Below are 12,025 nucleotides of genomic sequence, written 5' to 3' on the forward strand. Positions count from 1 at the left end.
TCTGCACCGCAGTAACCAGACAGGGCCGCCCCTTGAGACCCCCTGGCAACGTCCCCGACGAGCGCTTCCAGCTGTTCCAGCGCAAGGGCAGCGCCAAATGGCAGATGCGCTTCAGCATCCGCGGGCAGGGGCAGCTCAAACGCTCCCTCGACACCGACGATCTCCGGGAAGCGCAGCGCCGGGCGGAGGCCATCTGGTACGAAGCCACCTACCGCGCGCAGCAGGGCCTTACCGCTCGTGCTCACACCTTTGAGAGCGTGGCAGAGGAGTACATCGCGCAGATCCTGCGCGAGGTGGAGCGGGGCGAACGGCGGGCCGACCAGGGCAAGAGCGAGCCTGCGGTGATCCGGCGGTATTTCGTGGGGTACTTCGGCCAGAAGCCCGTGGATGCGGTCAGTGAGGCCGATCTGGAGCGCTATGCGGAGTGGCGGCGCACCTACTGGACCGAGGGCCCTGGCAAGCTGATCACGCACATCGAGTATGATAGGGGAGGCCACCGGCTACGCCGGCCTGTACGCCGCTCTGCGCCTTCCCTGAGCCGCCAGAGGGGCGAGCTGGTGGTGCTGCGGCAATTGCTACGCTGGGCTTCCCGGCAGGGCTACCTGAAGACGCCGCCCGAAGTCACCATCAAGGCTCGCCGCACTCCGGACAATCGGCGACCCAGCTTCGAGCCACACGAGTTCGCCCATCTGCAGACGGTCAGCCTTGGCCGGCTAGTGGATCCCATCATGGACGGCACGGGTGCGCTCGTGGAGGCCAGCGACAAGCGCCGCTGGCGGATCAAACGGCTGGACGATCACACGCGGCGGGATCGCACCCTGCTGCACGCCTACGTGATGATCGGCGCATTCTCCGGGCTGCGACCCACTGAGATGTACAATCTCACTTGGGGCGATGTGCTGGGCTACCGGGCGGGGCGGGGCAAGCCCGTGGATCAGCGCGACATCCGGCTGCAGGTTCGAGGCAAGGGCAAGAGCGGCAAGGCCATCCCGCAGAAGGCTGCGATCCCGTGGTTTGACACCCTATGGATGCTGTTCGAGCGCAGCATGGGCCGTGAGCCCGTGGATGCTGATCCGGTGTTTGCGAGCGAGCAGGGCAAGCGGATCACGTCCGTGGCCAACGGCTTCACCGAACTGCTGAAGGCGGCTGGGTTGGAGCGAGATCACCGCGGTATCAAACGCACGCCGTACTCACTCCGGCACTTCTACATCAGCGAGCAGCTGGCCAACGGCTCCGAAGTACTCGACGTAGCTCGCAACTGCCGCACGTCGCTAGCTATGATCGACAAGCACTATGGTCAGGTGCGGCTGGAGCGTGTGGTGGATCGGCTACGGCCAGACTGGACGCGTGTATGACACAAAAATAATCACCTACAAACGATGTAAAGCATAAAATATATTGATGCAGTCTAAAAACAATTAAAATATCGAATGCATTTTCATTGCCGCCGAAGAAAAACCAAAGTTAATATTTATGATGTGGTTGATTGAGAGGCCGCGAATTAATGCCGCACAAACTCCCTGCCGGCGGCCATTCAAAATGACACCGGCTTGGCGATATGCTCACTCGAGCACGTTAAAGTGCTCGGCTATCGCGATGGCAAACGATGAATTCGGTCCTTGTAGCGTACTTGAAGGCCGGGATCTCTTCGATTGCAAAATCGCTGTGGTTGCCAACTAAACGGCAGTTGATGAGGAGAGGAGCGGAGCAAGGATTAACTCAAAGACTGCCAGAGCTAGATGAAGCATTAGATGTTTTGTCTGGAGGTGCAGGAGTAGTAGGCGGAGCAATAGCGAGTGCTAAAGCTCTGGCGTCTGATTTGCCATCAGCGTTTCGTGAAGATCGATTTCAGCGGTGGGCAGCTGACACCGAAACTAGAGCAGTGCTTCGGAAAGCGGCGATCCGCCGTTCACAAGGGCTCGATGTTTATGGGCCGGACAAAAAGCTGGCACTTAAAAGATATGCAGAAATCTGCTCGGACGCCCAACAACGAGCTGATCGTCCATTTGATGATGCTGTTACTTTCCTCTCCCTCACCATTCGGTCAGCGCAGACGGCGGGCGAAAGGGTCGCCGAAGAACGAGGGAACGCTGATCGAACATTGATTGTTAAAGCTATTGAAACTGGTTCCGATCGCATCGACGCAACCCTTACAAGACTGTTTGAAGGTGGAGAGATACCTAAAGACAAACTAGTAGATAAGCCCTCAGCTTACACAGCGGAGGAGTTTGCCAGCGTCTCCGGAGAGCTTCTATCCTGGCCAGGCGACATCGGCGGGATAGTGATACCCCGGCCCGAACTCATTGATCTGGAACAACGACTTGTCGCTCCAGTCAGCAGCGCGTTTGGACGCAGCATTTTGCTCTTTGGGCCACCGGGTTCTGGAAAATCAGCCTTACTCGCCTCCCTCGGAAATCGACTGCGCAAGAGCGGTAATACGGTTCTCGGCATCAAGGCTGATGCTTTGCCGATCACCGTGAGCAGCTTAGCGGAGCTAGGACCAGCACTAGATCTTGGACCTGATATTGTCGAGGCAATTACTTCGCATTCTACGAGTGGTCCAGTATATATTCTTATTGATCAACTCGACGCAGTGGCTTCACTCATCGATGGCAGCGGCGGGCGATTGCGGGCTCTTAGCGCACTAGCAAAACGGTTGCGATCATGGCCTGAAATCAAAATTGTAGTATCAGTCCGGCCATTTGAATTCGTTGCAGACGGAGGTTTCCGAGCGGCGTTTCCGGCGGACACAGTAGAAAGAATAGACCTTGCACTACCAGAACGCAACGAAATCAATAATATTTTGTCAGCATTCGACATCGATCCGGCAGAAATCCCAACTGAACTCGACGAAATCATCCGTGTGCCACAAGCACTACGCGACATCGTAGCTGCGCGACAAGCTGGATTTGCTTGGGGGGCGATGAAGAGTTGGCGTAGCACCCAAGCGCTTCGTTTTGAACGCTTAGTCGCTACTTACCCAAATCTCGGTATCGACCGTCTGATTGGCTGTATGGTTGATGCCCTGCGGGATACAGGTACCCTATGGCTAGCCAACGGGAGATTGCCGCTCGGTATAACACCAGCGATTGACCGTCTTTGCGCCGAAGGAATTCTCCGTCGTAGTGATGATGGTAATGCAGTTGGTTTCGCGCATCAGACCTGGGCTGAAACCCTCGATGCTCGTCTCGCGCTTGCTGACGGTGGGCTAACCAAGCGGGTTATCGAAGCAAGTCATAATTTGATGGCCCGCCCTCATGCTCTTGCAGTGTTGCGATATGCGCGAGAGACTTCAACGCCAGACTATAACTCCGCCATAACCAGTCTTTGGTGTGAGCCATCCCTGAGGCGTCATCTACAGCATCTAATACTTGATCTATCAGCTGGAAATGATGCACCTACCTCAGCTGAACAGCAGGTAGTGGTCAGCGTTCTAGCAAGCAGCGATGCCGCCTTAGCAGAGCGCGCACTCCGCTTGAGCGCTGGTAAGGCGGCTTGGTTTGACATCTTGTATGGTCTAATATCTGACCGAATGCTGAGTGATGACGAGACACATGCTAGAAGCGTATGGCCATGGGTTTCAGCATATATACCTAGTCACAGCGATCGTATTGTCGATTTGCTCGGACGTAATTGGCGGAACCATCCCGCTCACAGCCGCCTGATACCTAACATTTTAGAAAAACTTGTGATATGGGATGATTTTTCATATAGCCTATTTAAGGATGCGCTTTTTCACTTCGAAAAAATAAATGCTTTTGTTCTTGCTACAGTGCGTCATCAAGCGCAGTCAGGTCGACATGATGTTGCTGCCACACTTCTGGGCGTAATTTTAAATCGTGTTGCCGACCAAACTCGGGATGCTTTGCAAGACGCACGATCCGAAAACGAGGATATTTCTGAGCACGATGAGAGCGATCTGTTTGCTGCTATGAAGCGATTTCGGTCCCAGCAAGACCGTTCATTCTCATACCGTTTTGCAAGGGAGCTGCGCGAGCTTCATGGCTTGCACGATCTGCCGGAAATTGTGCGCAATTCGCCTGAGCCATATGCAAGAACTCTGGTGACCTTTTTTAGATCGTTAACATCGACTGCTGCTGAAGCACTGGAAGCAGAAGATGCCGCTGAGCTTCAAGTCTCAAATATTGCACATTATAAGTATGATATATCTCTTGTAGAAGCCCTGAGAGTTGCTGTGACAGAGCTTGTTCGCACCAACATTGCGGCGTTTTCAGAGTTATACGCGCTTGCCGGCGTTGGTAATCACCTATTGGATCGAGTGTTTGCTTCTGCTTTCGCATCAAATGTTGCCACAACTCACGGACTGGCGCTAGAATTTTTATCTCTAGACGCAAGTCGGCTAAGGCTAGGGGATCGTTCAAGTGACGAGCACTACAATACGTTGGAGTTAATAAAAGAGCTGTCAAATTATATTGGCCATAATGATAATGATAAACTTGTTGATTTGATAAGAAATTGGAACGAATATGAATTTGATCTATCTGATGATGTTCGTCAAAGGCGAATGCTGCGATATGGAAACCGTCGGCTGCGCGCTCGGCTTCTAAATGCTTTGAATATTTCTCGGCTATCGACCCAAGCCCGGCGCTTCGTGCAAGAAGAATTGCGCGCTGTCCCCGCTGATCACCGCGAAAGGTTCAGATCGGTTGTGGGCTGGGTACAATCACCGATGTCGACTGATGCAATGGAACGCGCCAGCGACACACAAATCATCAATCTTTTCCGAGATTTGCCGGATGAAAAGGATAGGTGGATTTCGCGCGGAGCCAACTCGCTGATCGGCGGCATGCGTGAAGCCTCAATGGCGTTTGGCGAACTAGCGAAGCGTCAGCCAGAACGAGTACAAAAATTGCTAGGTGAATTTTCGCCGTCAACACAGCAAGAACCTGTAGGATATGCCCTCCGGGCGCTTTCCGAGTGTGCATCGGTTGACCCATTTGTTATCTTAGGTCTAGTTTCAGACGCTCTCAAGCGTGGTTTTGGAAATAAAGGGTTCCGCGCTGATGTTGTTTGGACATTGCACAATCTGACAAATCGAATGCCCGGCTTATCTGATGATTGGATCAAAATCCTTGTTTCTTGGATAGAACCGCCACAGGCAAAACTCGAACTCCCCGGTTCCGTCTCTAGTTTCGACAAAGCAAGTGTCGATAAACCGCTGCCCACCACGGTTTTGTTCGAAAGTGGTGGTCTTCGCATACTCCCAGGTGGTGAAAATTCCGTCATTTTAAGGGTATGCACGCTTGGGTATTTGAGGCGGAACAAGCCCTCCTATTCCGAATTCATCAATCTGTTGGAGAACCATCTTGCCAAAGATGATGCTCCTGAAACTTGGGCCGGGTTAGGGTATCTGCTTCCTCAGCTTGCTCACGCTGATAGCACACAGGCCAATAATTTCCTCACTTTGCTTATGAGGCAACAGCCAGAGTTCCGTGATAGCGAAGAGAGCGCTCGTGTCATTGCGCGCATGATACGCACTGTTCCAGGCGATCTTATCGATGAAGTGCTAGAATGTTGGATTAATTCAGAATGGCCATTAGCTTCTGTCGCAGTCGGTGAAATTCGGGCTCTGCGAACAGCAATCTTCCAGCCGAACACTAATGCAGATGAATGGCCAGCTATCGCTCAAGCCTCGCCGGTTCCCATGGACACATTAACTGGCGTCGCCAATGTTGCAGTTTCATGTTGGAATGAGGATGATTTATCATTGCGTACATGGGCCCGCCGTACTCTTGCATTGCTTGCTACATACCAAAATGAGCGTGTTGCACAGGCCTGTGGAAATTTTTTCCTTCGTATTTCGCCTTGGCCCGCTGAGGCAGACACGCGCCGTCTCCTCGAAATATTTTCCGAAAATCCTGTTTTATTGAAACATGCAGCCAATTCTGTTGTAGATGACCGACTGAGCGATATATTAAATGATTTCCTATCGTATGCGCCAATATTTAAATTTATGAAATCAATGATAAAAACTCACAAATATGAGATGTCAAATTACAGTGGTTACGGGCCGATAATGGCCAGGGGGCTTATACCTATTGTTATTACTCTCCACAGAGAGAATATGTTCCGAGAAAAAACACTTGATTTGTTTGAAGATATACTCGATGTGCTGCCTGATGAAGCTGAAGGAATGTTACAAAGCATCATACAATAAAATAATTTCGTGAATGGTTGTGCGATGCTACAGTCATCCCAATTTGTCACAGTACTTCGACCGCAGAGCGCATCATGTCGTCGTTCACGTCGATGTAGCGCTGTGTGGTCGAAAGATGCCGGTGGCCCGCCAACATCATGATGGCCTTGGGCGAGATGCCTGCGTGCGCGAGGCGGGTGATGAACCACCGGCGACCGCTATGGCTGGAGCCGCCGTCCAATCCCGCCTGATCGTACCAGCCCCGCATGAGCTGACAGAGGGTATTGGCGCTGAATGCCGCGCGCTTCTGCGTGACCAGCACCGGCTGCTCGCGGGGAGGGGTGGAGGGCAAGGAGGAACGGAACTGCTCGATCTCGCGCCGGAGACGTGCATTGAGGAAAACCACGCGGGCGTGCCCGCCTTTCGTGACAGCCGCGCTGAGCCGAAGCTGCTCCCGTACCTTGCCCTCGCCGTCAAGGAGATCGCTCCAACGGAGTGAAGCGATCTCGCCCACCCGGAGCCCCGCCAGATAGCTCAGCATGAGGGCCATCCTGTTACGATGGCCGTAGCGCCCCTGGCTTACCACCGCGGTGAGGCGCTTGAACTCGGCCTCGGTTGGCACACGCGCCTGCTTCACCGGAACCTCATACTTCAAGCTGTTTTGCTGCAAAGTATGATATTTCCAGGCCCGCGTGAGGGCGAGCACATAGGCGAGCTCAATGGGATCAACGGCTTAGCCGCAAATATCACAGAATTCTACTTTTGTGATGTTTTGCCCTTGCAGCTGATCCGCCCTCCAAGCTCGCGCTCCCTCGCCAAAGGCTGCACGGCTTCCTCGCCCCACAAGCGAGGAGCCCCCATGCGCCTGATCGATGCCGCCACCCGCGAACTGCTGCTGGCCAATGGCCGGGATCGCGATGCCGATCACCAGCCGGTGCTCAAGCTGTTCAACCCCATGGGGCCAGCCACGTGGCTGATCTGCGCGATGGAGGCCGACGGCGACACCCTCTACGGGCTGTGCGACCTCGGCTTTGGCGAGCCCGAACTCGGCTATGTGAGCCTCGCCGAGATCGAGGAGGTCAGCGCGGGGCTCGCGATCGGCTTGGAGCGGGATACGTCGTTCCGGCCCATGCATCCGATCTCCACCTATGCGAGTGCAGCGCGCGAGGCCGGGCGGATTGTCGAGGTGGTACAGGTCCGCTCAGCGTAACCGAGCAGGCGACCTCCTGGGGTGGGAAGCGGACGCCGAACAGCGAACTGTTTCAAGGCGGCGGCTCAAAACCACCTCGGTTGCGAGGGCGACCGGTTTGTAGGCTTAGAGGCTGTGCAGTCGCCGTCGGATCTCTACCAAGGCTTCCGCATGCCTCATGACCTCAATGCCAAGCACCTTCAGCTCGGGTGCTTTTTTGTTCATAGTACCATCGTCAGTCACGAAGACGTCCCTTCCGGCCATTTTGTGGCCCGCCAAATGATCTACGTCATTGATCTTATTTAAGAAGGTTTTTGCGTTGCGGTCGATGCCTGCGGGCGACAAAATATCTGCGATCTTTTTTACTGTATCTTTATGCTTGTCGCTCATCATTACATCTGCACCATCGAGATCCGAGGAGCTTAGTCGGAAAATCGATCCGAAAACAGGTAAGACCTCGGCCTTCGCTAGCATCGCGTCCCGGCGCGCCTTATCCCTGTCCTGCCCAAGGTCTGCCTCAACGCGAGTTGTAATTGCCACGTCGATCTCATTGTCCTCCCACATCTGCATAATTTCCTCTAATTCAGCCCGGGAGGTCGGGGAAGTGTGAACAAGATCAAAATGATTGATGATCGCGTTCGTGTCGAGGGTAATCTTGAATTTGGCCATATAGGATCCTAGAATTATCCTATGCTTCGCCGAAGTCCCATGCCGGCGAGCTTGTAGCGAACGTAATGTAGGCGTCCCGCCTGGGTCTTCCAATGAGAGGTGGACAGCCCACCGCTGGGCGTCGCGAGCAGCATATTAATGCGATCAGATCGCTAGAGCGGTGTTGGGGGACTGGCAGGGCTCGATCGGTTACGATCCCGGCCATGTGCAACCTCTACAGCAGTTCCCGTTCTCAGGATGAGATCCGGCGCACCTTCGCCATCGATCGCGACGAAGCCGGCAACCTACCGCCACTGCCCGGCATCTTTCCGGACCAGATGGCTCCCGTGGTCCACGCCGCGACGGTGAGCGGGTGTTGACGATGATGCGCTGGGGCTTCCCACCGCCCCCGAAGCTCGGCACGCAGCCGGTCACCAACGTGCGCAACGTCGCCTCGCCCTACTGGCGGCCTTGGCTCAAGCCCGCGTTCCGCTGCCTCGTGCCCGTCACCTCATTCAGCGAGTATGCCGACACCAAGCCCCGGAAGACGCCAGTGTGGTTCGCTCTCGATGAGAGCCGGCCGCTGTTCGCCTTCGCGGGGATCTGGCGGCCCTGGACCGGTGTACGTGGGCCGAAGCGGGACGAGCCCGTACCGGAGGAGCACCGTCTGTTCTCGTTCCTGACGACGGAGGCAAACGGGGTAGTGGGTCGGGTTCACCCCAAGGCGATGCCGGTCCTGCTTACGACCCCCCAGGAGTGGCGCACGTGGCTCGAAGCGCCCGTCGACGAGGCACTTCAGCTGCAACGACCCCTGCCGAACGGGATGATGACCGAAGTCGCTCGGGGCGAGCGGAAGGATGGAGGTTAAGGCGCAGCCCCGAGGCAGCTGGCTGCAACGGGAACGCCCTCAGTTCCTGATTATCTCCGCGACCGTCTGCGCGTGAGGACCGACCGGGGGCTGGTGCTGTCGATGCTCAGTCGAGGTCGTGCAGCTTCGCGATCGCTGGCTCGGTTGGCACATCACGAGCCTTCGATCTCCGCTCCAACTGCTGCTCCCGCAGGAAGATAAAGAGACCGCTGGCAACGATAATGCCGGCGCCAGCCATCGTAAGTGGGCCGATCATCTCACCGAAGAACACGTAGCCGAAGAGCATGCCCCATAGGATCAACGTGTACTGATACGGCACGACCGTCGTCGCAGGTGCCAAACGCAGGGACTGGTTCACGCATAGATTGCCCAGCAGCGATCCGACGCCCAGCAGAAGCATCAGCGCGAAGTCCGTGGGTCCGGTGGAGGTCCACCCGTAGGCCAGCACCAGAGCCGCCCCGAAAATCAGGGAGGACACGAGCTGGCTCGTCATCAGCACGGTGCCGGGCACAGCGGCGAGCTTGCGGGTGGTGATGAGGAACAGCGCGTAGAAGAAGCTGCCGGCGAGGGCGCACACCGCTCCCACGGACAACGATCCCGGTGAGGGATGGAGGGCAAGGGTGACCCCGCAGAAGCCTACCCCAATGGCTGCCCAGCGACGCCAGCCCACATGCTCGCCCAGCAGCAGGGGCGAGAGGGCGGTCACATAGATCGGACCCGCCATGTAGTAGGTCATGACCTCAGCCAGGGGCAGCGTGCTGACGCCCCAGAAGAAGAGCGAGGCTTCGAGCGTCGAGAAGCCCGCTCTCACCAGCTGCAATCCGGGGCGCGGTGCATCGCGGAACCCGCTGAGCCCCACCCGGTGAATGGCAGGCGCCATCACGCACAGGCCGGAGATGCTGCGGACCAGCATGAGCTGACCCACCGCGTAGGTGCCGAGCAGCCATTTGCCCATCGTGTCGTTCAACGCAAAGAACAGCACACCGAGAAGCATCATCACGATGCCACCGACGGCGCCCACCGGCACGGCGGCACGCCCCACACTCACAGCCACGGTTTCCTACCCTTCGTGTTTTTTGGAGCGGCGGGAGGCACTCAGAGTTCAGCGACCAATCCTGCCTGGTTGTGCGACCAATCGGTTCGCATCACGCCGACCCGATTACCCCCGGGATGCATCCCGACTGCCGCGCCGATGCCATACGCGGTCAGGGCTGCTCACGCCATCGCGACCGTCGTCCTCTCACAATCACCTGATCGAGCCGTCCCCGCTCCTCACCGACCCAAGCTCGGCCTTGACCGGGAACCACAGGCCTGTTTGTTCTCTTTTCGTTCTGAAGCGGAGAGCGCCAAGTGGGTTTCTACCGGGTCGGTGAAGAAGCAGCAGATGGCAGCGGGCTCGTCCGCGTGCCGTTCATGCGCACGACCCTGTGCGCGGGCTTCCCGAGCCCCGCCGAGGACTTCATCGAAGGTGCGCTGGAACTGCCGCGCTGGCTGGTCCCCAACCCACCTGCCACGTTCATCTGGCGCGTGCGGGGCTGGTGCATGAAGGGCGCCGGCATCCACGACGAGGATCTGGCCGTGGTGGATCGGTCGCTGTCGCCTACCTCAGGCGCCGTCGTCGTAGCCGTGGTGAACGGCGAGATGAGCATCAAGCGGTTGCTGATGACGGGCAACCGGCTGAGCCTCACGTTCGACAATCCCGACATGGACCAGGAGTTTGCCCTTGAGGACCTGGAGGAGGGGCTGCTCTGGGGCGTGCTGCTGTTCTCCGTGCGCTGGCACCATGTGAAGGCCCGCTCGGGTGTCGCGCGATGAGCCGAGCCCTCGCGCTGATCGACGGCAACAGCTTCTACTGCTCCTGTGAGCGCGTGTTCGACCCCAAGCTCTCCGGCGTGCCGGTGATCGTGCTGTCCAACAATGACGGCTGCGCCATCGCCCGCACCGCCGAGGCCAAGGCCCTCGGCATCCGCATGGGCGAGCCCTACTTCAAAATCCGCGATCTTTGCCGGCGGCAGCGGGTGCGCGTCTTCAGCAGCAACTACGCCCTGTATGGCGACATGAGTGCCCGCGCCAACACGGTGTACCGGCAGTTCGCGCGGGACGTGGAGGTGTACTCCATCGATGAGAGCTTTCTCGACCTCTCCGACGTGCGGGAACGCGACCGGGTGGCGCTGGCTCGGGATCTCCGCTCCACCGTGCGTCGATGGACCGGCCTGCCCACCTGCGTGGGCATCGGCCCCACCAAGACCCTCGCCAAGCTGGCCAACCACATTGCCAAATCGATCCCGGAGCTTGGGGGCGTGTGCGATCTCTCCGACGAGGTGGAACGTGCAGCGTGGATGGTGGGGATCTCGGTAGGGGAGGTATGGGGCATTGGGCGTGCCTCCCTGGCCCGGCTCACTGCGATGGGCGTGGATACGGTGGCCGATCTGCGCGACCTCGATCCCCGACCGGCGCGGGCCTCGCTGACGGTGGTGGGCGAGCGCATCATCCACGAGCTGCGTGGGCGGTCGTGCCTGCCCCTTGAGATCGTGCCCGCCCGGCGAAAGGGCTGCGCAGTGACCCGTAGCTTCTCCACCCGGATCACCCAGCGGGATGTGCTGGAGCAGGCCGTTGCCGCCCACGCGACGCGCCTCGGCGAGAAGCTGCGGCGGGATGGGCTCGCCGTGTCGGCGGTCACCGTCTTCTACCACACCAGCGAGCATGACCGCGGCGACCCCATGCGGTCCGTCTCGACGGTCGTTCATATGCCCGAGGCGACCAATGACAGCCGGCACCTGATCCAGGCGGCGCTGCGGGGAGTGGAGAGGACCTGGAAGGAACAGGGGCCATCGCCATGGCGCTACAGCAAGGCCGGGCTCGTCACCACGGACCTCGTGCCGCTGGAGGATGCCCCGCGCCCCCTGTTCGACGCGCACGATCGGGAGAAGTCTGGCGCGCTGATGGCGGCGATGGACGCCTGCAACAGCCGGTTCGGGCGTGGCGCTGTGGTGTCTGCGAGAGCGGGCTTGGTGGACAAGCGCAGCTGGTCCACCAAGTTCGAGATGCGCTCACCGCGCTTCACCACGCGACTGAATGAGGTGCCGACGGCCAAAGCAACTTTGCAATGAGTAGACCGCCGCCTCATGGATGAGGGGGAGCTACGAAGGCGGCTCCCCTTTGC

The 12,025-nt window shown here is 57.8% G+C and carries 8 protein-coding genes and 1 pseudogene; 6 read left to right on the forward strand and 3 right to left on the reverse strand.

Features of this window, described 5'->3' with window-relative positions; genetic code table 11:
* Nucleotides 1-32: 32 nt before the first annotated feature.
* Both ABZT49_RS03180 and ABZT49_RS03185 read left to right on the forward strand, forming a co-directional pair.
* A complete protein-coding gene (locus tag ABZT49_RS03180; RefSeq protein ID WP_355283060.1) occupies nucleotides 33-1,355 on the forward strand; it encodes a site-specific integrase in 1,323 nt (440 codons plus the stop codon).
* A gap of 251 nt (nucleotides 1,356-1,606) precedes the next feature.
* Complete coding sequence (locus ABZT49_RS03185) at nucleotides 1,607-6,178, forward strand: ATP-binding protein (protein ID WP_355282931.1); 4,572 nt, start codon at nucleotides 1,607-1,609, stop codon at nucleotides 6,176-6,178.
* Nucleotides 6,179-6,224: 46 nt separating this feature from the next.
* On the opposite strand, the gene ABZT49_RS03190 is transcribed toward ABZT49_RS03185, so the two are convergent.
* Nucleotides 6,225-6,863 carry a site-specific integrase gene (locus ABZT49_RS03190; protein WP_355282933.1) on the reverse strand — a complete coding sequence of 213 codons (639 nt, stop codon included), beginning with the start codon at nucleotides 6,861-6,863 and terminating at the stop codon, nucleotides 6,225-6,227.
* A gap of 153 nt (nucleotides 6,864-7,016) precedes the next feature.
* Between ABZT49_RS03190 and ABZT49_RS03195 the strand changes: the two genes are divergently transcribed.
* A complete protein-coding gene (locus ABZT49_RS03195; RefSeq protein ID WP_355282935.1) occupies nucleotides 7,017-7,367 on the forward strand; it encodes a DUF2958 domain-containing protein in 351 nt (116 codons plus the stop codon).
* 105 nt (nucleotides 7,368-7,472) lie between these two features.
* On the opposite strand, the gene ABZT49_RS03200 is transcribed toward ABZT49_RS03195, so the two are convergent.
* Nucleotides 7,473-8,015, reverse strand: coding sequence for a hypothetical protein (locus tag ABZT49_RS03200; RefSeq protein WP_355282937.1), 543 nt, complete (start codon nucleotides 8,013-8,015; stop codon nucleotides 7,473-7,475).
* 203 nt (nucleotides 8,016-8,218) lie between these two features.
* Here ABZT49_RS03200 and ABZT49_RS03205 point away from each other — a divergent pair.
* Nucleotides 8,219-8,862, forward strand: a pseudogene (locus ABZT49_RS03205) (SOS response-associated peptidase).
* A gap of 106 nt (nucleotides 8,863-8,968) precedes the next feature.
* Here the strand turns inward: ABZT49_RS03205 and ABZT49_RS03210 are convergent.
* Nucleotides 8,969-9,916 (reverse strand): DMT family transporter, encoded by a 948-nt coding sequence (locus ABZT49_RS03210; protein ID WP_355282940.1) that lies wholly within the window; start codon nucleotides 9,914-9,916, stop codon nucleotides 8,969-8,971.
* 296 nt (nucleotides 9,917-10,212) lie between these two features.
* Between ABZT49_RS03210 and ABZT49_RS03215 the strand changes: the two genes are divergently transcribed.
* Together ABZT49_RS03215 and ABZT49_RS03220 are read left to right on the forward strand one after the other, a co-directional pair.
* Nucleotides 10,213-10,677 carry a LexA family transcriptional regulator gene (locus tag ABZT49_RS03215; RefSeq protein ID WP_204165498.1) on the forward strand — a complete coding sequence of 155 codons (465 nt, stop codon included), beginning with the start codon at nucleotides 10,213-10,215 and terminating at the stop codon, nucleotides 10,675-10,677.
* On the forward strand, nucleotides 10,674-11,972 hold the full coding sequence (locus tag ABZT49_RS03220; RefSeq protein WP_355282943.1) for a Y-family DNA polymerase: 1,299 nt from the start codon (nucleotides 10,674-10,676) through the stop codon (nucleotides 11,970-11,972). The genes ABZT49_RS03215 and ABZT49_RS03220 overlap by 4 nt, the downstream gene beginning before the upstream one ends.
* The last annotated feature ends 53 nt before the right edge of the window (nucleotides 11,973-12,025 follow it).

The sequence above is a fragment of the Methylobacterium sp. EM32 genome, from assembly GCF_040593685.1.
Classification (GTDB): Bacteria; Pseudomonadota; Alphaproteobacteria; order Rhizobiales; family Beijerinckiaceae; genus Methylobacterium.